Annotated in this window: 33 protein-coding genes; all 33 read right to left on the bottom strand. The window is 61.3% G+C overall.

Translation table 11 applies throughout. The features are described 5' to 3' along the window. Positions 1–169: 169 nt before the first annotated feature. Entirely contained in the window at positions 170–1,603 is a 1,434-nt protein-coding gene (locus tag BM399_RS07860; protein ID WP_092866855.1) for a Do family serine endopeptidase, read from the bottom strand. A gap of 93 nt (positions 1,604–1,696) precedes the next feature. Beyond that, on the bottom strand, positions 1,697–2,725 hold the full coding sequence (locus tag BM399_RS07865) for an NAD-dependent epimerase/dehydratase family protein (RefSeq protein WP_092866857.1): 1,029 nt from the start codon (positions 2,723–2,725) through the stop codon (positions 1,697–1,699). 337 nt (positions 2,726–3,062) lie between these two features. Then, positions 3,063–3,491: a 50S ribosomal protein L17 gene (rplQ, locus tag BM399_RS07870; RefSeq protein ID WP_092866859.1), complete on the bottom strand. Its 429-nt coding sequence runs from the start codon at positions 3,489–3,491 to the stop codon at positions 3,063–3,065. Positions 3,492–3,676: 185 nt separating this feature from the next. Next, a complete protein-coding gene (locus tag BM399_RS07875; RefSeq protein WP_092866861.1) occupies positions 3,677–4,699 on the bottom strand; it encodes a DNA-directed RNA polymerase subunit alpha in 1,023 nt (340 codons plus the stop codon). 112 nt (positions 4,700–4,811) lie between these two features. After that, positions 4,812–5,213, bottom strand: coding sequence for a 30S ribosomal protein S11 (gene rpsK / locus BM399_RS07880; RefSeq protein ID WP_045835898.1), 402 nt, complete (start codon positions 5,211–5,213; stop codon positions 4,812–4,814). Positions 5,214–5,301: 88 nt separating this feature from the next. Then, positions 5,302–5,679, bottom strand: a complete 378-nt coding sequence (gene rpsM, locus BM399_RS07885) for a 30S ribosomal protein S13 (RefSeq protein ID WP_092866863.1) — start codon at positions 5,677–5,679, stop codon at positions 5,302–5,304. Positions 5,680–5,866: 187 nt separating this feature from the next. Continuing rightward, positions 5,867–6,460, bottom strand: coding sequence for an adenylate kinase (locus BM399_RS07890; RefSeq protein WP_092866865.1), 594 nt, complete (start codon positions 6,458–6,460; stop codon positions 5,867–5,869). Then, positions 6,457–7,800 carry a preprotein translocase subunit SecY gene (secY, locus tag BM399_RS07895; protein ID WP_092866867.1) on the bottom strand — a complete coding sequence of 448 codons (1,344 nt, stop codon included), beginning with the start codon at positions 7,798–7,800 and terminating at the stop codon, positions 6,457–6,459. Before secY ends, BM399_RS07890 begins: the two co-directional genes overlap by 4 nt. A 135-nt stretch (positions 7,801–7,935) precedes the next feature. Next, entirely contained in the window at positions 7,936–8,490 is a 555-nt protein-coding gene (gene rplO / locus BM399_RS07900; protein WP_092866869.1) for a 50S ribosomal protein L15, read from the bottom strand. A gap of 5 nt (positions 8,491–8,495) precedes the next feature. Further along, on the bottom strand, positions 8,496–8,687 hold the full coding sequence (gene rpmD / locus BM399_RS07905; RefSeq protein ID WP_092866871.1) for a 50S ribosomal protein L30: 192 nt from the start codon (positions 8,685–8,687) through the stop codon (positions 8,496–8,498). A 61-nt stretch (positions 8,688–8,748) separates the two neighbouring features. Next, complete coding sequence (gene rpsE, locus BM399_RS07910) at positions 8,749–9,324, bottom strand: 30S ribosomal protein S5 (RefSeq protein WP_045835892.1); 576 nt, start codon at positions 9,322–9,324, stop codon at positions 8,749–8,751. A 24-nt stretch (positions 9,325–9,348) separates the two neighbouring features. Continuing rightward, a complete protein-coding gene (rplR, locus tag BM399_RS07915; RefSeq protein WP_092866873.1) occupies positions 9,349–9,711 on the bottom strand; it encodes a 50S ribosomal protein L18 in 363 nt (120 codons plus the stop codon). An 11-nt stretch (positions 9,712–9,722) separates the two neighbouring features. After that, on the bottom strand, positions 9,723–10,265 hold the full coding sequence (gene rplF, locus BM399_RS07920) for a 50S ribosomal protein L6 (protein ID WP_092866875.1): 543 nt from the start codon (positions 10,263–10,265) through the stop codon (positions 9,723–9,725). Between the two features lie 42 nt (positions 10,266–10,307). Next, positions 10,308–10,706, bottom strand: a complete 399-nt coding sequence (gene rpsH, locus BM399_RS07925; protein ID WP_092866877.1) for a 30S ribosomal protein S8 — start codon at positions 10,704–10,706, stop codon at positions 10,308–10,310. A gap of 12 nt (positions 10,707–10,718) precedes the next feature. Then, positions 10,719–11,024 (bottom strand): 30S ribosomal protein S14, encoded by a 306-nt coding sequence (gene rpsN / locus BM399_RS07930; RefSeq protein ID WP_045835888.1) that lies wholly within the window; start codon positions 11,022–11,024, stop codon positions 10,719–10,721. Positions 11,025–11,066: 42 nt separating this feature from the next. Further along, a complete protein-coding gene (gene rplE / locus BM399_RS07935) occupies positions 11,067–11,750 on the bottom strand; it encodes a 50S ribosomal protein L5 (protein WP_092866879.1) in 684 nt (227 codons plus the stop codon). 3 nt (positions 11,751–11,753) lie between these two features. After that, positions 11,754–12,080: a 50S ribosomal protein L24 gene (gene rplX, locus BM399_RS07940; RefSeq protein WP_045835886.1), complete on the bottom strand. Its 327-nt coding sequence runs from the start codon at positions 12,078–12,080 to the stop codon at positions 11,754–11,756. After that, complete coding sequence (rplN, locus tag BM399_RS07945; protein ID WP_013215056.1) at positions 12,080–12,448, bottom strand: 50S ribosomal protein L14; 369 nt, start codon at positions 12,446–12,448, stop codon at positions 12,080–12,082. Before rplN ends, rplX begins: the two co-directional genes overlap by 1 nt. Before the next feature lie 162 nt (positions 12,449–12,610). Further along, on the bottom strand, positions 12,611–12,841 hold the full coding sequence (gene rpsQ, locus BM399_RS07950) for a 30S ribosomal protein S17 (RefSeq protein WP_092866881.1): 231 nt from the start codon (positions 12,839–12,841) through the stop codon (positions 12,611–12,613). A gap of 14 nt (positions 12,842–12,855) precedes the next feature. Further along, positions 12,856–13,062: a 50S ribosomal protein L29 gene (gene rpmC, locus BM399_RS07955; RefSeq protein WP_092866883.1), complete on the bottom strand. Its 207-nt coding sequence runs from the start codon at positions 13,060–13,062 to the stop codon at positions 12,856–12,858. Positions 13,063–13,076: 14 nt separating this feature from the next. After that, the gene (gene rplP, locus BM399_RS07960) at positions 13,077–13,487 is read right to left on the bottom strand and encodes a 50S ribosomal protein L16 (protein WP_045835883.1); all 411 of its coding nucleotides are present in this window, start codon (positions 13,485–13,487) and stop codon (positions 13,077–13,079) included. A 21-nt stretch (positions 13,488–13,508) separates the two neighbouring features. Further along, positions 13,509–14,351 (bottom strand): 30S ribosomal protein S3, encoded by an 843-nt coding sequence (gene rpsC / locus BM399_RS07965; RefSeq protein WP_092866885.1) that lies wholly within the window; start codon positions 14,349–14,351, stop codon positions 13,509–13,511. 1 nt (position 14,352) lies between these two features. Next, positions 14,353–14,799 carry a 50S ribosomal protein L22 gene (gene rplV, locus BM399_RS07970; RefSeq protein ID WP_092866887.1) on the bottom strand — a complete coding sequence of 149 codons (447 nt, stop codon included), beginning with the start codon at positions 14,797–14,799 and terminating at the stop codon, positions 14,353–14,355. Beyond that, on the bottom strand, positions 14,799–15,077 hold the full coding sequence (gene rpsS, locus BM399_RS07975) for a 30S ribosomal protein S19 (protein ID WP_045835880.1): 279 nt from the start codon (positions 15,075–15,077) through the stop codon (positions 14,799–14,801). Before rpsS ends, rplV begins: the two co-directional genes overlap by 1 nt. A gap of 23 nt (positions 15,078–15,100) precedes the next feature. Continuing rightward, positions 15,101–15,925 carry a 50S ribosomal protein L2 gene (gene rplB / locus BM399_RS07980; RefSeq protein ID WP_092866889.1) on the bottom strand — a complete coding sequence of 275 codons (825 nt, stop codon included), beginning with the start codon at positions 15,923–15,925 and terminating at the stop codon, positions 15,101–15,103. A gap of 12 nt (positions 15,926–15,937) precedes the next feature. Further along, positions 15,938–16,234 (bottom strand): 50S ribosomal protein L23, encoded by a 297-nt coding sequence (locus tag BM399_RS07985; protein WP_092866891.1) that lies wholly within the window; start codon positions 16,232–16,234, stop codon positions 15,938–15,940. Further along, on the bottom strand, positions 16,231–16,851 hold the full coding sequence (gene rplD, locus BM399_RS07990; RefSeq protein WP_092866893.1) for a 50S ribosomal protein L4: 621 nt from the start codon (positions 16,849–16,851) through the stop codon (positions 16,231–16,233). The genes BM399_RS07985 and rplD overlap by 4 nt, the downstream gene beginning before the upstream one ends. Then, the gene (gene rplC / locus BM399_RS07995) at positions 16,851–17,552 is read right to left on the bottom strand and encodes a 50S ribosomal protein L3 (protein ID WP_045837841.1); all 702 of its coding nucleotides are present in this window, start codon (positions 17,550–17,552) and stop codon (positions 16,851–16,853) included. Before rplC ends, rplD begins: the two co-directional genes overlap by 1 nt. Positions 17,553–17,622: 70 nt before the next feature. After that, on the bottom strand, positions 17,623–17,931 hold the full coding sequence (gene rpsJ, locus BM399_RS08000) for a 30S ribosomal protein S10 (RefSeq protein ID WP_013215045.1): 309 nt from the start codon (positions 17,929–17,931) through the stop codon (positions 17,623–17,625). A 75-nt stretch (positions 17,932–18,006) separates the two neighbouring features. Then, on the bottom strand, positions 18,007–19,215 hold the full coding sequence (tuf, locus tag BM399_RS08005) for an elongation factor Tu (protein ID WP_092866895.1): 1,209 nt from the start codon (positions 19,213–19,215) through the stop codon (positions 18,007–18,009). Between the two features lie 114 nt (positions 19,216–19,329). Beyond that, entirely contained in the window at positions 19,330–21,420 is a 2,091-nt protein-coding gene (fusA, locus tag BM399_RS08010; RefSeq protein ID WP_092866897.1) for an elongation factor G, read from the bottom strand. A gap of 43 nt (positions 21,421–21,463) precedes the next feature. Further along, positions 21,464–21,934 carry a 30S ribosomal protein S7 gene (gene rpsG / locus BM399_RS08015; RefSeq protein ID WP_092866899.1) on the bottom strand — a complete coding sequence of 157 codons (471 nt, stop codon included), beginning with the start codon at positions 21,932–21,934 and terminating at the stop codon, positions 21,464–21,466. Positions 21,935–22,005: 71 nt separating this feature from the next. Then, a complete protein-coding gene (gene rpsL, locus BM399_RS08020; RefSeq protein WP_013948196.1) occupies positions 22,006–22,377 on the bottom strand; it encodes a 30S ribosomal protein S12 in 372 nt (123 codons plus the stop codon). Positions 22,378–22,633: the final 256 nt, after the last annotated feature.

Below are 22,633 nucleotides of genomic sequence, written 5' to 3' on the forward strand. Positions count from 1 at the left end.
ACCCCCGTTACGCAAACTACCCCTTATGGCGGCATCGCCGCCGAGGCACCGTCTGCCATGAATTTGTCAGCTTATCGACGGACCGGGCCGTCGAACGCCGACACGGTTAACGGCACCTTACCCTGACGCGGGTTCAGTTCGGCCACGAGTTTCAGCCGGGCACTTTGTTTCAGCCCGGCACTTGGAGCTGCAGCACGCGCTCGCCGCGTTTGACCGAGATTTGCCATAGCCGTTTGCGGGTCGAGAGGGCCTTTTCCGCGTCGTCGACGTTGGCGATCTGATCGGTGCCTATTGCGGCGATGATATCGCCCGGCTTGAAGCCGAACGTCTGGGCGGTCGATCCATCGCGCACGGAGGTAACGACGACGCCCTCCGACTGGTCGAGCCCAAGTTCATCGGCGACCGACGGCAGGATGTTCGAAATTCTCGCGCCGTCGAGCGGATGGTTGCCCGACAGGTTTTTCGCATCGTCCTTGCCGGGCTTCGGCGCGCCGACGAGCGGCAGATTGACATCGACCGCCTTGTTGCTGCGGAGGACGGTCAGGCGGGCGCTCTGACCAATGCCTTTCGTGGTCAAGCGATAGTAGACGCCGCGCGCGTCGATGACTTCGACGCCATCAACAGCGGTGATGACGTCGCCCGCTTCGAGGCCGGCGTCGGCTGCAGGGCCCTTATCGTAAAGGCGGGTTACGACGGCGCCGGAAACACGGTTCAGACCGAGGCCCTGGGCGATGTCGTGGGACATGGCCTCGAGCTTGGCGCCGATCCACGGCCTTTCGACTTTCCGGCCTCCGGCTGCGCTGTCCGCGTAGAGGCGTACCAGGTTCGACGGGATCGCGAAGCCGATGCCGACGGAGCCGCCGGATTGCGAATAGATCATCGTATTGATGCCGACGAGGCGGCCCGACATATCAACAAGCGCTCCGCCCGAGTTGCCGGGGTTGATGGCGGCGTCGGTCTGAATGAAGACCTGGCTGTCGGATTGCCCGACCTCGGAGCGCGACAACGCCGAGACGATGCCGCTCGTCACAGTCTGGCCGACGCCGAACGGGTTGCCGATCGCCAGCACGAGATCGCCGACTTCGAGGCTGTCGGAATCGTCGAAGCGAAGATAGGGGAAGCTTCCGTCGCCGCCGTCGATCTTCAGGACGGCAATGTCGGCTTTCTCGTCTTGAGCGATGACCTTTGCATCGAACTCGCGCTTGTCCGTCAGCGCGACGCGGATGGCCGTGTCGCCGCCGCCCTTGATCACGTGGGTATTCGTTACGATCAGGCCCTCGGGACTGACGATGACGCCGGAGCCCAAAGAACTCATCACCCGTTCCGACGGACGGCCGAGCGCCCTGCCGAAGAACTGACGGAAAAAGGGATCGTTGGCGAACGGGGAGTCGAACGTCTGGACGCGGGTTCGAACATAGACGTTGACGACCGCGGGCGCCGCTTTTTTCACGATCGGTGAAAACGAATACTGCGCGGCTTCGCGAGAGGGCGGCGGCACTTTCTCTTGGGCAAACGAGACCTCGGCCGGACTGAAGAGCTTCGGTGCAACGCTCAGGCCCAAGATGGCGGCTGCGCAAACCAGAACGAGGTTTTTCATGGTCATCGATGAGTTCTTCCAGGTGGGAATCGTGGTGGTCAAATATCGCGCGGCCCTGATCTAGTCCAATCAGCCGGGAGAAATATGTCCAGGAGCCGGCTAGATCAACTTGAGCTCTCGTAATGATCGGATCGCGGCCGTTGCGGCCTCGTCCGCAGGGCGCAGGTCGAGGCCAAGGCCCTTCTTGGCGTTTTCGTTGCTGTAAGCCTTTTGCTCGCCAAGCTCGGGGAGAACCGTTCGCATCCGCTTGTCAACGGTCGCGAGCGCCCGCACCGCGAAATCGGGAAGCTCGAACTTCGGGACCTTGGAGGCGAGATCCGGCAACTCGCGCGCCACGATCCGGCCAAGCCCATAGAGGCTCATCTGCCCTTCTCCGATCAGATAGCGGTTGCCCTCCGCCTCCGGCGTCAGTGCGCCTTTGACGTGCGCTGCGGCCACATCCCGCACGTCGGCTACCGGGAAGCTGATCCTCGGGACGGCCGGATAAACGCCCCGCGCCATGACGCGATAAAGCTCGTGCGACGTCGAAAGATCGCCGTCGAGCGCCGGCCCCTGCACGAAGCTCGGATTGATGACGACGAGCGCGGGAGCGCCCGGCTCCGACTCGATGAAATCCCAAGCCGCTTTTTCGGCGATCGTCTTCGACTTTATGTAGGGGGTCAGATCGCGGCGCGTTTCATCCGTGACGTCGGCTTCCGAATAGACGTGGCCCTTGGGAACGTCGCTCGGATAGAAGATCGCGACCGTCGATGAGGTGAGGACCACGCGCCCGACTGCGCCTCGCGTCGCGGCCCTCAACACGCGCAAGGTTCCATCGACTGCCGGACGGATCACCTCTTCCGGATCGTTCGGCTGGGCGATCGGAAACGGCGACGCCGTATGAACGACGATTTCGCTGCCGGCGACGGCTTCATCCCACCCGCCGTCGCCCGAAAGGTCAGCAACGATAAACGACACTTTCTCGGGATCGCAGCCGAGCTTGGCCAGCGCGCGACGGACTTCGTCCGCCTTATCCATGCTTCGGAGCGTTCCCCGAACCGCAAAGCCGCGCCGCAGGAATTCGGCGATCGTATACTTGGCAATGAGGCCGCTTGCGCCGGTGACGACGACCGGAGGATTTGCTGCCATGCCGCAAGACACCTATCGGCCGCCGGTGCGCCCCGCGCGCTCCGATCTATCGGATAATGTTGCAGAATGCACCCGGATGGCAAGGGCAACAAAATGGCCGTGGAATCTCGGTTTCAGGCGCTGTCCTGCCCGGGACGCAACCCCGGCGGGAGCGCGTCACACGCCTGCAATAACAGGGGTCTTAGTGTGCGCCCCAGCTGAAGAGGGCACATCGTTGCGCGCATCGCCTGCAGACTAAATCCCGCGCCTGCGAACCGATCGCGCCAGAGCCCTCAAAGCGAAACCCCGGCGCTTTAGGGCGCCGGGGTTTTTAAAACTGGGTAATCGGTGACGAAGCTCAGTTCGAAGCGGCCTGCTCGGCGAGCATCGCTTCGTGACGGGCCTTGTCCTCGGCGCCCTTCACGTTCTCGTCGCGATCAACGAGTTCGATGACGGCGCGGGGTGAGTTGTCACCGTAGCGGAAACCGGCCTTCAGCACGCGCGTATAGCCGCCGTTGCGGTCCTTGTAACGCGGTCCGAGAATGTCGAAGAGCTTCTTGACCATGTCTTCATCGCGGAGGCGGGCAATTGCCAAACGGCGCGAGTTCAAGTCGCCGCGCTTCGCGAGTGTGATGTACTTGTCGACGACGCGCTTCAGGTCTTTCGCCTTCGGCAGCGTGGTGACGATCTGCTCGTGCTTGATCAGAGCTGCGGCCATGTTCGAGAACATTGCCTGACGGTGGCCGACGTGACGGCCGAAGCGGCGGCCAAGCTTCTTGTGTCGCATAGTGTCTTCATCCTTACATTGTTGGCCCGCGGCGCATGCTGCAGGCTTGAATTGACCGTTGGCTACTTCTGCCATCCGGTTGGCGCGGGAGTTTCTATGGCCTCACCTTCGCCGTCGCATTCCGGTGCTGTTGAGCTATCCGGATCATTTCAGCCGGCCCGCGAAGTGCAAGCCGGCTGGAATTCTTAGTACTGGTCTTCGAAGCGCTTCGCCAGCTCGTCGATGTTGTCCGGCGGCCAGTTCGGCACTTCCATGCCGAGGTGAAGACCCATCGTCGCCAGAACTTCCTTGATCTCGTTCAGCGACTTCCGGCCGAAGTTCGGCGTGCGAAGCATCTCTGCTTCGGTCTTCTGGATGAGATCGCCGATGTAGACGATGTTGTCGTTCTTCAGGCAGTTCGCAGAGCGAACCGAAAGCTCGAGCTCGTCGACCTTCTTGAGGAGCGCTGCGTTGAACGCGAGCTCCGGATGGCGCTGCTCTTCCTGGGCCTTCTTCGGTTCTTCGAAGTTGATGAAGACTGCGAGCTGATCCTGGAGAATGCGGGCTGCGAGAGCGACCGCGTCCTCAGGACGGATCGAGCCATCCGTTTCAACAACCATCGTCAGCTTATCGTAGTCGAGGATCTGACCTTCGCGGGTGTTCTCGACCTTGTAGGAAACCTTCTTGACCGGCGAATAGAGGCTGTCGACCGGGATCAGGCCGATCGGCGCGTCCTCGGGACGGTTACGGTCGGAAGCGACGTAGCCCTTGCCGATATCGGCGGTGAATTCCATGCGGATCGCCGCGCCCTGGTCGAGGTGGCAGATGACGTGCTCGGGATTGAGAACTTCGACTTCGGAGGATGCTTCGATGTCGCCGGCGGTGACGGGGCCTGCGCCTTCCTTCTTCAGCACCATGCGCTTCACGCCTTCCGAATGGATGCGGAGCGCAATTTCCTTGATGTTGAGGATGATGTTCGTCACGTCCTCGCGGACGCCCGGAACAGACGAGAACTCATGCAGCACGCCGTCGATCTGCACGGTCTTGATGGCGGCGCCCTGAAGCGACGACAGCAGCACGCGGCGCAGAGCGTTTCCGAGCGTCATGCCGAAGCCGCGCTCAAGGGGTTCTGCTACGACGGTCGCGATGCGCGAGCGGTCGCGGCCGGACTGAATTTCAAGCTTCGACGGCTTGATCAGATCTTGCCAGTTCTTCTGGAGAACGTTCACGAGAAACCTCGTTAGTTTTGCGCGGACGGGGGAGCGGGCCGCGGAATCTCTTGGCGGTACTTATTCACAAGTGGCAGCGCGCCGAGCGGTCCCGGCGCGCGTAAAATCTCGTTTAGACGCGGCGACGCTTGCGCGGGCGGCAGCCGTTGTGCGGGATCGGCGTCACGTCGCGGATCGAGGTGATCTGAAAGCCGACAGCCTGGAGCGCGCGGAGAGCCGATTCACGACCCGAACCCGGACCGCAAACCTCGACCTCGAGCACCTTCATGCCGTGCTCCTGGGCCTTCTTGCCGGCATCTTCGGCGGCCATCTGCGCGGCATACGGCGTCGACTTGCGCGAGCCCTTGAAGCCCTTGGTGCCCGAAGACGACCACGCGATCGTGTTGCCCTGGGCGTCCGTGATGGTGATCATCGTGTTGTTGAACGACGCGTTGACGTGTGCGACGCCCGACGTGATGTTCTTCTTCTCGCGCTTCTTAACTTTGCCGCGTGCTGCCGCTGCTTCCTTGGCCATTACCGTCGTTGCTCCATGCCTCGTTCAAGCGGAGGCGTAAATCGTTGTGCGCGCCAGATGGCGTGCATGAAATCCCTTAAGTGACGAACTACTTCGTCGCCTTCTTCTTGCCTGCAATCGGAACAGCCTTGCCCTTGCGGGTGCGGGCGTTCGTGTGCGTGCGCTGACCGCGTACGGGCAGGCCCTTGCGGTGACGCAGGCCGCGGTAGCAACCGAGGTCCATCAGACGCTTGATGTTCGTCTGGACTTCGCGGCGAAGGTCGCCCTCAACCGTGTAATCGCGGTCGATCGTTTCACGGATCTGCAGGACTTCGGCGTCGGTCAGCTGGCTGACGCGGCGATCGGCCGGAATGCTGCACTTCTCGCAAATCTCTTTCGAGAATTTCGGGCCAATGCCGTGGATGTAACGAAGCGCGATCTCGACGCGCTTACCCGTTGGAATGTTGACGCCTGCGATGCGGGCCACTTCAGTCTCCTGCCTTTAAATCTCGAGCCGATTAACGATGCTGTTTTTGACGAATTCTCAAGTGCGAATAGGCGCAACGACCGCAGTACCGGGGTTTCGTGCCCTGGTCCGGATCAAGTTGAGCCCTAAAAGAAAGTTGTGTCTTCTACCTCGGGTCATCCCTTCCGTCAATCCGTGCTTCTTTGTGTCACGCATGCTGGAATTGGTTCAAAACTTCGCTGATCTGGCCGCTGACGTCGGCGATCGGCGCCATGCCGTCCACCGTTTTCAGCAACCGATGAGCATAATAGAAGCCGATCAGCGGCGCCGTTTCGCGGTAGTAGGCGATCAGGCGCGTCTTAAGGGCTTCAGCGTTGTCGTCGGCCCGGACGGTGCCGCCGGCGGCGATCGTCTCCCGGGCGCGACATTCTATCCGTTCGACGAGCTTGGTATCGTCCACCCTGAGCTCGATGACGCAATCGATGTGGCGGCCCTTGGACTTCAACAGGTCGTCGAGCGCGTCGGCCTGGGCCAGCGTGCGCGGAAACCCGTCGAGAATGAACCCCTTGGCGCAATCAGGCTCGGAAATCCGGTCGGCGATGATGCCGATGACGATTTCGTCGCTGACGAGGCCGCCTTCGGCCATGATCTTCTTCGCCTTGAGGCCGACCGGCGAACCCGCCTTAACGGCGGCGCGCAGCATGTCGCCAGTTGAAAGCTGCGGCAGCCCGAGGCGCTCGGAGATCAGCTGAGACTGTGTACCCTTGCCCGCCCCCGGCGGCCCAAGCAGCATCAGGATCATCGACGCGCTCCGCGAAGCTTAGCCTTCTTGATCAAGCCCTCATACTGCTGAGCGATGAGGTGGCTTTGGACCTGAGCAACGGTATCCATCGTGACGCTGACGGCGATGAGGAGCGAGGTGCCGCCGAAGTAGAGCGGAATACCGGCATACGACGTCAAGATCTCGGGCAGTACGCAGACCGCGGCCAGGTAGATAGCGCCGACGACGGTAATGCGGGTCAAGACATAGTCGATGTACTCGGCCGTCTTTTCGCCGGGGCGGATACCGGGAAGGAAGCCGCCGTACTTGCGAAGGTTATCCGCGGTTTCCTTGGGGTTGATCACAACCGCCGTGTAGAAGAACGCGAAGAACAGGATCAACAGCGCATAGACGACCATGTGGAGCGGCTGGCCGCTGCCAAGAGCTGCAACCGCTTCGTTGAGCCATTCCGGCCCCTGCCCTGCCGTGAACTGCGCGACCGTGATCGGCAGCAGCAGAAGCGAGGACGCGAAGATCGGCGGGATAACGCCCGAGGAATTGAGCTTCAGCGGCAGATGCGAAGCTTCGCCCTGGAACATCTTGTTCCCGACTTGTCGCTTCGGATACTGGACCAACAGGCGTCTTTGGGCGCGCTCGAAGAACACGATCGCGGCGACGACGGCCAGAGCCAACGCCAGGAAGAACACGAGAATTCCGGGCGAGATCGAGCCGGTGCGCGACAGTTCAAAGAGATGCACCAACGCTCCGGGAAGTCCCGCGACGATGCCGGCGAAGATGATCAGCGATGTGCCGTTACCGACGCCACGCTGCGTGATCTGCTCGCCGAGCCACATCAGGAATACGGTACCGCCGACAAGCGTGATGACCGTCGTCAAGCGGAAGAACATGCCCGGTTCCAGAACCACGGAGCCGGCCGCGTTTCGTGAACCTTCGAGGCCGACGGCGATGCCATAAGCCTGGAGCGCCGCAAGAACGACCGTCAGATACCGCGTATACTGGTTGATCTGCTTGCGGCCGGCCTCGCCTTCCTTCTTCAAAGCTTCGAGCTTCGGCGAGATCGAGCTCATCAACTGCATGATGATCGACGCCGAGATGTACGGCATGATGTTCAGCGCGAAAATCGCCAGACGCTCGAGTGCGCCGCCCGAGAACATGTTGAACATGCCCAGGATGCCACCGGCCTGCGACTTGAACGTTTCGGCGAACGCAGCGGGATTGATGCCCGGCAGCGGAATGAACGTGCCCAGGCGGAAAACGATCAGTGCGCCAAGCGTGAACCACAGGCGCCGCTTCAAATCCTCCGCCTTCGCGAAGGCGCTGAAGTTCAGATTGGAAGCAAGCTGCTCGGCAGCGGAAGCCATTGGTCTCTTCTCCTAACCGTTGCGACGACGCCAAGGGGCGCTATCGCAACTTGGGCCCGGATAGCGCCGTTTCCAGCGCCTTCCGGCCGCGAACGCGAAATCAGGCGGGTTTCCCCGCCTCATTGCACGCTCGTATTATTCTTCCGACTTGGCAGCGCCGGGCTTCTTGCCCTTCGCGGCCTTCTTGTCAGCCGACTTCTTGCGCTTTTCCTCGTCCGCGGCGAGAACCTTGCGCTCAATCAGCGTGACGCTGCCGCCGGCCTTCTCGATCGCTTCCTTAGCCTTTGCAGACGCGTGATTGACGGTGATCGAGATCTTGGACTTGATCTCGCCGTCGCCGAGGAGGCGAAGGCCGTCTTTTGCACGGCGTATGATGCCAGCTTCGATCAGCGAAGCCAGGTCGACAGGCTTCGAGCCATCGAGGCGCTTGTCCTCGATCGCCTGCTGCAGCGAGCCGACGTTGATCTCGTTGAAATGCTCAGGGCGCCACTTGTTAAAGCCACGCTTCGGCAGACGACGATGCAAAGGCATCTGACCGCCTTCGAAGCCGCCGATCGCGACGCCTGTACGAGCCGTCTGGCCCTTGCCGCCGCGGCCACCCATCTTGCCCATACCCGAGCCGATGCCGCGACCGATGCGGACGCGGGTCTTCTTGGCGCCTGGGTTATCTTTAATGCCGTTCAGCCGCATGGTGCTTATTTCCCTTCTTCGACCTGAACGAGATGCTGAACTTTTTTCAGCATGCCGCGTACGGCCGGCGTGTCTTCAACCGTGGAGGTGCGACCGAGCTTGTTCAGCCCGAGGCCGATCAGCGTACCGGTCTGCCGCTCGGGGCGCCTGTTAGCGCTCCGCACCTGCTTCAGCGTGATCGTCTTCTTCGTCGCCATATCGTAACCTCAGGTCCCTTTGTGAAGCGGCAGAAATGCTGCTGCGCTTCCGTTATTTTCTTCAGACGTCCGCACCAGCCTCGGCAGCAGCCGAGCCGTCGCGACGACGCGACACGATGTCGGAAACCTTCTTGTTGCGGCGAGCTGCGACGCCACGCGGATTTTCCTGCGCCTTGAGCGCATCGAACGTCGCGCGGACGACGTTATAGGGGTTGGTCGAGCCCATCGACTTCGCAACGATGTCGTGCACGCCGACCATCTCGAAAACGGCGCGCATTGCACCGCCTGCGATGATGCCGGTACCGGCCGGAGCCGAGCGCAGGATCACCTTGCCGGCGCCGTGACGGCCGACGCTATCGTGATGAAGCGTGCGAGCGTCGCGAAGCGGCACGCGAAGAAGGTTGCGCTTTGCGCCTTCGGTCGCCTTGCGGATCGCCTCCGGAACCTCACGGGCCTTGCCGTGGCCGAAGCCGACGCGGCCTTTCAGGTCGCCGACGACGACGAGCGCAGCAAAGCCGAAGCGCTTACCGCCCTTGACGACCTTGGCGACGCGATTGATGTGAACGAGCTTATCGGAAAACTCGCTATCGCGCTCCTCGCGATCTCTGCCACGGTCTCTCTGGGGTCCACGTGCCACGTTTCGGTTCCTCTCGGGTATCTCTTAAAACTTCAATCCGCCGTCGCGGGCGGCATCGGCGAGCGCCTTAACGCGCCCATGAAACAGGAAGCCGCCGCGGTCGAACACGACCTCGGTGACGCCAGCCTTGACGGCGCGCTCGGCAACGAGCTTGCCGATAGCGGCAGCTGCAGCCTTGTCGGCACCCGTCTTGAGCGAGCCCTTGACGTCTTTTTCAAGTGTCGAAGCCGATGCGAGCGTTACGCCCTTCACGTCGTCGATCACTTGCGCGTAGATATTCTCCGACGAGCGGTGAATGGAAAGCCGGGGACGACCGTTCGAGGCGGCCCTGAGGCTTCTGCGAACACGCGCTTTGCGGTTCGTAAATTTCTGGTTGCTGTTGGCCATCGGTGCCGGTCCTACTTCTTCTTGCCTTCCTTGCGGAGGATGTATTCGCCCTTATAGCGCACGCCCTTGCCCTGGTAGGGCTCCGGCTTGCGGGAGGCACGGATGATGGATGCCACCTGGCCCACCGCCTGCTTATCGATGCCGGAGACCGACACCAGTTCCTGCTTGGCGCCGCCGACCTTTACGTCAACGCCTGCCGGGATCTTCAGCACGACGTCGTGGCTGTAGCCGACGGAAAGCGTCAGCGTGTCCTTGCCCTTCATCGAGGCCTTGAAGCCGACGCCATGGATCTCGAGATCCTGGCTGTAACCGTCGGTCACGCCCTTGATGAGGTTCGCGATCTGAGTCCGCGACATGCCCCACTCGGAGCGTGCAACCTTCGTATCTTCGAGAAGGCTGACGTCGATGCCTTCATCCGAACGCTGGACCTTCAAAGCGTCGGGAACCGTGAAGGCGAGTTCGCCCTTGGGACCCTTCATCTTGACGGTCTGACCGCTGATCGTCGCCGTCACGTTCGACGGGACCGGAACGGGTTTCTTACCGATGCGCGACATGGCTTATTCGAACCTTGTTTCGCCGAGGCCGGAGCCTCAGCCTTAGAATATGTTGCAGATGACTTCGCCGCCGACGTTGGCTTCGCGCGCCTTCGAGTCCGACATGACACCCTTCGGCGTCGACAGAATAGCAACGCCGAGGCCGTTTGCGACGATCGGAATTCCCTTTACTGCCGAGTAGACGCGACGGCCCGGCTTCGAAATGCGCTCGATCTCACGGATGGCCGGCTGGCCATTGTAATACTTGAGCTCGATTTCGAACTGGGGCAGTTCGCCCTTCAATTCGACGCGGCTGTAGCCACGGATGTAACCTTCCTCGGCGAGCACGTCGAGGACGCGGGCGCGGAGGCTAGAAGCGGGGGTGGCGACCTTCGGCCGGCGACGCATCTGAGCGTTCCGGATGCGGGTCAGCATATCGCCCAACGGATCATTCACGGACATTGATGCTTCCTCTTACCAGCTCGCCTTGACCATGCCCGGGATACGGCCCTGGCTCGCCAGCTCGCGGAGCTGGTTGCGGCACATCCTGAGCTTGCGGTAGTTGCCGCGGGGGCGGCCGGTGATCTCGCAACGATTGCGGATGCGAACCTTCGAGCCGTTGCGCGGCATCTCGGCAAGCTTAAGGCGCGCGGCGAAACGCTCTTCCGGCGTCTTCGTCCGGTCCTTCGCGAGCAGCTTCAGGCGCTTGCGCTTGGGAGCCTGCTCGGCCGTCATCTTGCGACGCCGGTTATTCTTTTCAATCGAACTGGTCTTAGCCATTTCATCTCCTCCAAAGGCCTTTCGGCTTTCTGCCGAGGTCCTCTAGCTACGGAACGGGAAGTTAAAGCCCTTGAGCAATTCGCGGGCTTCTTCGTCAGTCTTGGCCGACGTGCAAACGATCACGTCGAGGCCCAATACGTTGTCGACCTTGTCGTAGTCGATCTCGGGGAACACGAGGTGCTCCTTGAGGCCGGTCGCATAGTTGCCACGGCCGTCGAAGCTCTTCGGGTTCAGGCCCCGGAAGTCCTTCACGCGCGGCAGAGCGATCGTTACGAACCGATCAAGAAATTCGTACATGCGGTCGCCGCGCAGCGTCACCTTGGCGCCGATCGCCATGCCTTCGCGAAGCTTGTACGTGGCGATGGCCTTACGGGCTCGCGTGATAACCGGCTTCTGGCCGGCAATCAAAGCGAGATCGGATGCCGCGACGTCAACTTTCTTGCGGTCGTTGACGGCTTCACCAACGCCCATGTTGATCACGATCTTCTCGAGACGCGGGATCTGCATCACGTTCGAGTAGCCGAACTTCTCTTTCAGAGCGTCGCGAACGACCTTCTCGTAATGAGACTTGAGGCGCGGCTTGTAATCGGCCGGACGCGGAGCTGCCGGCTCGCGCGGTGCGGCGGCGGCTGCAGCCTTCTTGTCGGCCCGTGCCTTCTTTGCTTCGCCAGCGCCTTGCGGCGAGCCGCCCTGAGGCTTGGCGCCTTTTGATGTATCTTTTGCCATGGCCTAGTTCTTCTCCGGGATCTGCTCGCCCGAGCGCTTTGCGATGCGGACCTTCTTGCCGTCTTCAAGAACCTTGAATCCGACGCGCGACGGCTTGCCGTCCTTGGGGTCCTCGATCGCGAGGTTCGAGAGGTCGATCGGACCTTCCTTGGAAATGATGCCGCCTTCCTGCGACGCCGACTGGCGCTGGTGACGGCGCACCATGTTGACGCCGCGAACGAGTGCGCGGTGTTCCTTGGGGCGGATCTCGATCACTTCGCCCCGCTTGCCCTTGTCACGGCCGGCGAGAACGACGACTTTGTCGCCCTTCTTGATTTTAAATGCCGACATCAGAGGACCTCCGGCGCAAGCGATACGATCTTCATATGGTTCTTCGCGCGAAGTTCACGCGTTACGGGTCCGAAAATACGCGTTCCGACAGGCTCGCCGTTGGCGTTGATCAGAACGGCGGCGTTGCGGTCGAAGCGGATCAGCGAGCCATCGGCCCGGCGGATACCCTTCGCGACGCGAACGATCACGGCCTTCATCACCTGACCCTTCTTGACGCGGCCCTTCGGGATCGCCTCCTTGACGGAGACAACGATGGTGTCACCCACCGTCGCGTATTTGCGCTTCGAGCCGCCCAGCACCTTGATGCACTGAACGCGGCGCGCGCCCGAGTTGTCGGCGACGTCGAGATTGCTCTCCATCTGGATCATCGCGTCGTTCCTTCTTTCACGGCCTTAAGAGCCTTGCTCTCGAAGCCCATCTCTACATTTGCCGTTCTGGCTCGCGGGGTCTTGGGAAAAACTCCCAACTCTCCGACGGCTGGAAAGGCGGCTCCCGGCGTTCGATCGCTCGGCGAATCGAGGCTTATAACCTCAACTGGCTATCGCAATCCAACGTTTGTTCTTGGAAATCGGCCGGGTCTCTTCGATTGAGACCTGGTCGCCAACCTTGAACGAATTCTGTTCATCGTGTGCGTGATACTTCTTCGTACGGCGCACGGTCTTTTTCAGCAGCGGATGGGTGTAGCGACGCTCGACCTGAACGACGATGGTCTTGTCGTTCTTGTCGGATACCACGACTCCCTGCAGCACGCGCTTCGGCATAATCTCGTTCTCCCTTACGCGCCTTTTTTGACGCTGCCACCGCGCCGGGCAACGGCTGCGGTCTTGATGCGCGCGATATCTCGACGGACGAGCCGGATGCGCGCCGTGTTCTCAAGTTGGCCAGAAGCCCGCTGAAAGCGCAGGTTGAACTGCTCCTTCTTGAGCTTCGCCAGCTGTTCATCGAGCTGATCGAGCGACATGCCCTTTAAATTGTCGGCCATGACTATCACCTCGCCTATTCGATCCGCGTAACGACGCGGCATTTGATGGGCAGCTTGGCGGCTCCGAGAATGAGAGCTTCCTTCGCCACTTGCTGATTGACACCGCCGAGCTCGAAAATGATGCGGCCCGGCTTGACGCGCGCCACCCAAAGCTCGGGCGAACCCTTACCGGAGCCCATGCGGACTTCGGCAGGCTTCTTCGACACCGGCACGTCCGGGAAGATGCGGAGCCACATGCGGCCGGCACGCTTCGTGTGACGAGCGATGGCGCGACGCGCGGCTTCGATCTGGCGCGCCGACAGGCGCTCCGGCTCCATGGCCTTCAGACCCACTTCGCCGTAAGCGAGCGTAGTGCCCGACTTGGCGGCGCCGTGGATGCGGCCCTTAAACTGTTTGCGGAACTTCGTCCGTTTCGGTTGCAGCATGATGAGTTGCCTCTAGGATCCTTACGCTTCTGGCGTCGATGAGCCGGCATCCGAGGCCGCGGGCGCGTTGCCGCCGCCTGCACCACCGCCACCGCCTGGGCCACGTCCGCCACCACCACGTCCGCCACGTCCCGGACGACGGTCACGGCGATCGCCGCGGTCATCGTCACGACGGGGGCGCGGTGCGCCGCTTTCTTGCATTTCCGTGAGCTTCCGGTCGGATGCCATCGGATCGTGCTCGATGATCTCGCCCTTGAAGACCCAAACCTTGATGCCGATGATGCCGTAGGCCGTACGCGCAACGCCGTATCCGAAGTCGATATCGGCGCGGAGCGTGTGCAGCGGCACGCGGCCTTCGCGATACCATTCCGTACGGGCGATTTCAGCACCACCCAAACGGCCGGCGACGTTGATACGAATGCCGATTGCGCCGAGACGCAGCGCCGACTGAACGGCACGCTTCATTGCACGGCGGAACGCGACGCGGCGCTCGAGCTGCTGGGCGATGCCTTCGGCGATCAGCGTGGCGTCGATCTCGGGCTTGCGGATCTCGAGGATGTTCAGGTGAACTTCCGAGCTCGTCAGCTTTGCGAGATCAGCGCGGAGACGCTCGATCTTTTCGCCCTTCTTGCCGATCAGAATGCCGGGACGGGCAGTCATGACCGTGACGCGGCACTTCTTGTGCGGGCGTTCGATGACGACCTTCGAGATACCGGCTTCGCGCTGCTCTTTCATGATGTGAGCGCGGATCGCACGGTCCTCGTGCAACAGCTTACCGTATTCGCCGCGAGCGGCGAACCAGCGGCTGTCCCATGTCCGGTTGATACCGAGACGGAGGCCGACGGGATTGACTTTTTGACCCATATTACTTGGCCTCCTTGGCCGCCGCGGCGGGCTTCGACGCGGACTTCTTTCCGGCTTTCTTCTTCTCGGCCTTTTCCTCTTCGACCTGGCGGACGATGACGGTGAGCTGAGAGAAAGGCTTCATGATCGAAGCGCCGCGGCCACGGCCACGGGCGTGGAAGCGCTTCATGACCAGGTTCTTGCCGACGAACGCTTCAGCAACGATCAGATCGTTGACGTCGAGCGAATGGTTATTCTCGGCGTTCGCGACAGCGCTCATCACGCATTTGCGGACGTCGCCGGCGATGCGCTTCTCGCTGAATTCGAGAACGGCCAACGCCTGATCAACCTTCTTACCACGGATCAAACCCGCGACGAGGTTGAGCTTCTGCGGTGAAATGCGCAGCGACTTGAGAACTGCTTGGGCCTCGGTGTCGGGGAGGCGCCGCTCATGGCTTGGCTTGCCCATTATCTCTTCACCGCTTTCTTGTCGCCGCCGTGCCCGTGGAAAATACGAGTCGGTGCGAATTCACCGAACTTGTGGCCGATCATGTCTTCCGTCACGTTGACGGGGATGTGCTTCTGGCCGTTGTGCACGCCGAAGGTCAGGCCGACGAACTGGGGCAGGATCGTGGAGCGGCGGCTCCAGATCTTGATAACTTCGTTGCGCCCCGATGCGCGCGACTTGTCCGCCTTCTTAAGGAGGTAGCCGTCAACAAACGGACCTTTCCAGACTGAACGTGTCAAAGTCGATCTCCTTCAGTTCGCCGCTACTTCTTCGCCTTTTGGCGCGAGCGTACGATGTATTTCGTGGTCGTCTTGTTCTTGCGAGTCTTGAAGCCCTTCGTCGGCTTGCCCCAAGGCGTCGCCCAGTGCTTGCCGCCCTTCGTACGACCACCGTTCGGGTGATCGACCGGGTTCATCGCGATCGAGCGAACCGTCGGACGGCGGCCCTGCCAGCGTGTGCGGCCAGCCTTGCCGGTGACGGTGTTCATGTGGTCGGGGTTCGAAACGGCGCCGACAGTCGCCATGCACTCGGCGCTGACCTTGCGTGTCTCGCCCGAGTTCAAGCGCAACACCGCATAACCAGAGTCGCGGCCGACGAGTTGAACAAACGAACCAGCGGAACGTGCGACCTGACCGCCCTTACCGGGCTTCATCTCGACGTTGTGCACGATCGTGCCGATCGGCATCGCCGAAAGCGGCATCGCGTTGCCGGGCTTCACGTCGACTTTCGGTCCCGCGACGACGCTGTCGCCGACTGCCAGGCGCTGCGGCGCCAGGATGTAGGCCTGGGTGCCGTCCTCGTACTTGATCAGAGCGATGAACGCGGTCCGGTTCGGATCGTACTCAAGGCGCTCGACACTTGCGGGCGAATCGAACTTCCGGCGACGGAAATCGATCCGGCGATAGGACTGCTTCGCGCCGCCGCCGATGTGGCGTGACGTGATGCGGCCATCGCTGTTGCGACCGCCGGTCTTGGTCTTGCCCTCGACGAGCGTCTTGAGTGGACCGCCCTTCCAGAGCATCGAACGGTCGACCTGGATCAGGTGGCGACGTCCGGGCGATGTCGGGTTGTATGTCTTAAGCGCCATGGTGCGTTATCCTCAGAGCCCAGTCGTCACGTCGATGGAATGACCTTCCTCGAGCGTCACGATGGCCCTTTTCGTATCACTCAACAGCGCCTTGACGCCCTTGAACGTTCTCTGCTTGCCCTTGCGGACGATCGTATTGACGCCCTTCACCTTGACCTTGAACAAGCCTTCGACAGCCGACTTGATCTCGGGTTTCGTCGCGTCGCGCTTGACCTTGAAGATCACCTGGTTCGCCTCGGAGGCGAGCGTCGCCTTCTCGGTGATGACCGGCGCGACGATGACGTCGTAAGCGGATCGTTTGCTCGTCATTTGAAGCGCGCCTCCAGCGCTGCGACGGCGGCCCGGGTCAGCACCAGCTTCTTACGACGAAGGATGTCGTAGACGTTGATGCCCTGAATCGGGAGCACGTCGATGTTCGGGATGTTGCGAGCGGCGCGTGCGAAGGTCGGCTCGAGGTCCGCACCATCGATGATGAGCGCGTTTACGAGCGAGAGCTTCGCGAACTGAGCCTTCAGCGCAGCCGTCTTGCCTTCGGACGATGTCGCCTTGTCGATGACGATGATCTCGCCGGCCTTGGCCTTCGAGGACAGCGCATGACGAAGAGCGAGTGCGCGCACCTTCTTCGGCATGTCGATCGCATGCGAGCGCGGCTTCGGGCCGAACGCCTTGCCGCCGCCGCGGAACTGCGGAGCCGACTTGTCGCCGTGACGGGCGCCGCCGGTGCCCTTCTGCTTGTACATCTTCTTGCCCGTGACCGCGACTTCCGAGCGGTCCTGAGCATGATGCGTGCCGGCCATGCGCTTCAGGGTCTGATAGCGCACCATGCGGTGAATGAGATCGCTGCGGACCTCAAGCCCGAAGATTTCGTCGGCAAGCTCAATGTCGCCGGCTTTGCCGGAGTCGAGGCTGGTGACTTCAGCTTTCATCACGCGCCTTCCTTCTTAGCTTCGCCACGCGCTTTGAATGCGCCGGGCTTCGGAGCATCCGCGTGCGCGGCCTTCTTGACGGCGTCGCGAACGACGACCCAGCCGCCCTTGGAACCGGGGACCGCGCCTCGTACCATCACGAGACCACGTTCCTTATCGATCTTGGCAACGACGAGATTCTGCGTGGTGACGCGCTCGTCGCCCATGTGTCCGGCCATCTTCTTGCCTTTGAACACCTTGCCCGGATCCTGGCGCTGACCGGTCGAACCGTGGGCGCGGTGCGTGACCGAAACGCCGTGGGTTGCCCGCAGACCGCCGAAGTTCCAGCGCTTCATGGCGCCCTGGAAACCCTTACCCTGGGTGGTGCCCGTCACGTCGACGAACTGGCCAGGCACGAAGTGGTCTGCGGTTATTTCCGCGCCAACATCGATGAGGTTCTCAGGACTGACACGAAACTCTGCCAACTTACGCTTCGGCTCGACCTCAGCCTTCGCGAAAGTGCCGCGTTCGGACTTCGTCAGACGCGAGGGTTTCCTCGTGCCGCCGCCGACCTGGATCGCGGTATAGCCGTTCTTCTCCTCGGTGCGGTGCGCGAGAACCTGCAGGTTCTCCAGGCGCAGCACCGTGACGGGTACGTGTTCGCCCGCGTCGGTGAAGATCCGGGTCATACCGATCTTCTGTGCTATCACTCCGGAACGCATTTGCATTCCTTCCTATCGTTGGGGCCATTCGCGTTACCGCCAGAGGGCCCGTAAGTTCTGGTTCTGGTTTTTAGAGCTTGATCTCGACGTCAACACCGGCCGCGAGATCGAGCTTCATGAGGGCATCGACCGTCTGCGGCGTGGGATCGACGATGTCGAGCAAACGCTTGTGGGTCCGCATTTCGAACTGCTCGCGGCTCTTCTTGTCGATGTGCGGCGAACGGTTCACCGTGAAGCGCTCAATGCGCGTCGGCAGCGGAATTGGTCCGCGAACCTCAGCACCAGTGCGCTTCGCCGTATTCACGATCTCGCGGGTCGACGCATCGAGTATTCGATGATCGAAGGCTTTGAGCCGGATGCGGATGTTTTGGCCGTGCATGGCTTTTTGCTTTCACTTCTCGCGAAAAAAGATTGGGGGAAGCGAACCTAAGGGACGCTTCCCCTGAAATGCCTGCTACTCGAGGATCTTCGTAACAACGCCGGCGCCGACGGTGCGGCCGCCTTCGCGAATGGCGAAGCGGACCTTCTCTTCCATGGCGATCGGCTGCACGAGTTCGACGGTAACCGAGACGTTGTCGCCCGGCATAACCATTTCCGTACCTTCGGCGAGCTTAACGGTGCCCGTGACGTCGGTCGTGCGGAAATAGAACTGCGGACGGTAGTTCGTGAAGAACGGCGTGTGGCGGCCACCCTCTTCCTTGTTCAGGATGTAGGCTTCGGCAGCGAACTTCTTGTGCGGCTTAACGGAGCCGGGCTTGCAGAGAACCTGGCCGCGCTCGACAGCTTCCTTGTCGATGCCGCGAAGGAGGCAGCCGACGTTGTCGCCAGCTTCGCCAGAGTCGAGGAGCTTGCGGAACATTTCGACGCCGGTGACGACCGACTTCTGCGTGTCGCGAAGACCAACGATCTCGACTTCTTCGCCGACCTTGATCACGCCGCGCTCGATACGGCCGGTGACGACGGTGCCGCGGCCCGAGATCGAGAACACGTCTTCGATCGGCATCAGGAAGGGCTGATCCTTCGGACGCTCAGGGATCGGGATGAACGTGTCCATCGCCTCGTAGAGCTTGATGATGGCTTCGTCGGCGAGCGGGCCCTTCTCACCGTTGAGGGCCTTGACGGCTGCGCCGCGGATGACCGGGGTGTCGTCGCCCGGGAAGTTGTACTTCGAGAGAAGCTCACGGACTTCCATCTCGACGAGATCAAGGAGCTCTTCGTCTTCGACGATATCGCACTTGTTCAAGAAGACGACGATCTTCGGCACGCCGACCTGGCGAGCGAGAAGGATGTGCTCACGCGTCTGGGGCATCGGGCCGTCAACGGCGGACACGACGAGGATCGCGCCGTCCATCTGGGCAGCACCGGTGATCATGTTCTTGACGTAGTCGGCGTGGCCGGGGCAGTCGACGTGTGCATAGTGACGGTTCGGCGTCGCGTATTCGACGTGCGACGTGGCGATCGTCAAGATCTTCGTCGGGTCGCGACGGCCCTGGCTTTCCGAAGCCTTGGCGACTTCGTCGTAAGCGATCGAGGTCGACGTCCAGCCGCGGTCGGCCGAAACTTTCGTCAAGGCTGCGGTCAGCGTTGTCTTGCCGTGGTCGACGTGTCCGATCGTACCGACGTTGCAATGCGGCTTGGTCCGCTCGAATTTTGCCTTCGCCATCGTTGGCTCTCCTTAGTCCTACTATCAGGTCCCGTGATCATCCGATCCGGGCATTCAGGCTTCGTTTCTTCGAGCTCGATGGCGGGTGATCTCGCCGGCGGGCCCAACTTCTTATCAGGCGTACTTGGCCTTGACCTCTTCCGCCACGTTCCGCGGAACTTCCGCATAGTGCGCGAACTGCATCGTGTACTGCGCGCGACCTGTCGACATCGAGCGAAGCGTGTTGATGTAGCCGAACATGTTTGCGAGCGGCACGTAGGCACGAATGACGACCGCGTTACCGCGCATTTCCTGGTTACGGATCTGGCCGCGCCGGGAGTTGATGTCGCCGATGACGCCACCGACGAAATCCTGAGGCGAGACGACTTCGACATCCATGATCGGCTCGAGCAGCTTTACGCCAGCCTTCTCGCAGCCTTCCTTCATGGCGGAACGCGTGGCGATTTCGAAGGCGATTGCCGACGAGTCGACTTCGTGGAACGCGCCGTCATAAAGCGTGACCTTCATGTCGACCATCGGGAAGCCGATGAGCATGCCGCTGTCCCAAACCGAATTGACGCCCTTTTCGACGCCCGGAATGTATTCCTTCGGGATGGAACCGCCGACGATCGTCGTCGCGAACTCGTTGCCCTTGCCGGTTTCGTTCGGCTCGAGCTTCAGCTTGACGCGCGCGAACTGACCCGTGCCGCCCGTCTGCTTCTTATGCGTGTAGTCGATGTCGGTCGAACGTGCGAGCGTCTCACGATAGGCGACCTGCGGAGCGCCCGTGTTGGCTTCGACGCCGTACGTGCGCTTCAGGATGTCGACCTTAATGTCGAGATGAAGCTCGCCCATGCCCTTCAGAATGGTCTCACCCGATTCCGGATCGACCGAAACGCGGAAGGACGGATCTTCGAGAGCGAGCGTGTGAAGCGCGATCGCCATCTTTTCCTGATCGGCCTTCGTCTTCGGCTCCACCTTCATTTCGATGACGGGGTTCGGGAACTCCATCTTTTCGAGAATGACGGGCTTCGACGGATCGCAGAGGGTTTCGCCCGTGCGGGTGTCCTTGAGGCCCTGCAGAGCGACGATGTCGCCAGCAAAAGCTTCCTTGATTTCTTCGCGGTCAGCAGCGTGCATGAGGTACATGCGGCCAGCGCGTTCTTTCTTGTCGCGCGTGGTGTTCGCGAGCGCCATGCCCTGCTCGAGCTTGCCCGAGTAGATGCGGCAGAACGTGATCGAGCCGACGTGCTCGAAGCTCATGATCTTGAAGGCGATCATCGACAGCGGCTCGCTGTCCGACGGCTTGCGCAGGATCTCGGCGTCCGTCTTCGGATCGATGCCGGTATAGGCTTCGCGATCGAGCGGCGACGGCAGGAAGTCGACAACGGCGTCGAGCAACGGCTGCACGCCCTTGTTCTTGAAGGCCGAGCCGCACATCATCGGATAAAAGGCGCGCGTAACCGTGGCCTTGCGGATGAGCTTCCGCAAAGTCGCCTCGTCGGGCTCATTGCCTTCGAGGAAGGCTTCGAGAGCGGTATCGTCCATCTCGACGGCAGCTTCGATCATCGCGGCGCGGTATTCGGCAGCCTTGTCGGCGAGGTCGGCCGGGATCGGCCCCTCGGTCATCACGGCTTCCTTACCATCGCCATCCCAGGTGATCGCGACCATGCGAATGAGGTCGACGACGCCGAGGAACTCGGATTCGGCACCGATCGGAATCTGCAGCGGCACGGCGCGGGCGCCAAGCTTGTCCTTGATGTCGGCGAGGCACATGTAGAAGTCGGCGCCGGTCTTATCCATCTTGTTGGAGAAGATGATGCGCGGAACATTGTACTTGTCGCCCTGACGCCAGACGGTTTCCGTCTGCGGCTCGACGCCCTGGTTGGAGTCGAGAACGCACACGGCGCCGTCGAGCACGCGGAGCGAACGCTCGACTTCGATCGTGAAGTCGACGTGGCCTGGCGTGTCGATGATGTTCAGGCGGCGCTTTTTGCCGTCGCGGCCGGGCCAGAAGCAGGTCGTCGCGGCAGACGTGATCGTGATGCCGCGCTCAGCTTCCTGATCCATAAAGTCCATCGTCGCAGCGCCGTCATGGACTTCGCCGATCTTGTAGGACTTGCCGGTGAAATAGAGGACGCGCTCCGTCGTCGTGGTCTTTCCAGCATCAATGTGAGCCATGATGCCGAAATTGCGGTAGTCCTCGATTGGGTACTGTCGGGCCATCTGTGCCTCGAGATCCTTGTAACTTCGTCCTGCTGCGCTTTGCCTACCAGCGGTAGTGCGAGAAGGCGCGGTTGGCTTCGGCCATCTTATGCGTGTCTTCGCGCTTCTTGACTGCCGTACCGCGGTTGTTTGCGGCGTCGAGCAATTCGCCCGAAAGCTTGTCGATCAGCGTCGATTCATTCCGCGAACGGGCGGCGGCGATGAGCCAGCGAATAGCAAGAGCCTGACGGCGCTCGTTGCGAACTTCGACCGGCACCTGATACGTCGCACCGCCAACGCGGCGCGAGCGAACTTCAACCGACGGCATAACGTTGTCGAGCGCCTGACGGAAGAGGTCAATCGGGTTCGCCTTGCCCCGCTGCTCCATCTTGTCGAACGCACCATAAACCATGCGCTCGGCGACCGATTTTTTACCGTGTTCCATCACCGCGTTCATGAACTTGGTGACGACAATGTCGTTGAACTTCGGATCGGGGATCACTTCCCGCTTTTGCGCCGCGTGACGACGAGACATCCTGTCTGACCCTTCGCTTCGAATTCTTCTTAAATCTTACGGGCCAGATAAACCGGCCCAAACGAGACCGCTTACTTCGGCCGCTTTGCACCGTACTTCGAACGCCGCTGACGGCGGGCGGAGACGCCCTGCGTATCAAGGACGCCACGAATGATGTGATAGCGAACGCCCGGCAAGTCCTTGACGCGGCCGCCACGGATCAGGACCACGGAGTGTTCCTGAAGGTTGTGACCTTCGCCTGGAATGTAGCCGATAACCTCGTAGCCATTGGTCAGCCGGATCTTGGCGACCTTACGCAAAGCGGAGTTCGGCTTCTTCGGCGTCGTCGTATAGACGCGCGTGCAGACGCCCCGCTTCTGCGGGCAAGCTTCCATATGGCGCGATTTCTCGCGGTAGACTGGCTTTACCCGGGGCTTCCGGATCAACTGTTGTATCGTCGGCATTCGCCCAATCCTGACTTCGCGACACATCTCCGAAGCGGAAATGCGCCAAGCAAACCTGCCAGGTGCGCGAAGTCCGCCCCTAGCAAGGAAAAAACCAGAGGATCGTGCTGCCCGGAGGGAAGCAGATCATGGCCCGTCGATGTGCTCTGCTTTATTGACGGGAGCGTTTAGGGCCAAAATTGGCGCTAAAAGCGCCGAGGGACCTACCACCAACCCGTGAGAGTGGGCGGAGCTATATACACACGCGCCATATTGG

Source organism: Hyphomicrobium facile, assembly GCF_900116175.1.
Classification (GTDB): Bacteria; Pseudomonadota; Alphaproteobacteria; order Rhizobiales; family Hyphomicrobiaceae; genus Hyphomicrobium_B; species Hyphomicrobium_B facile.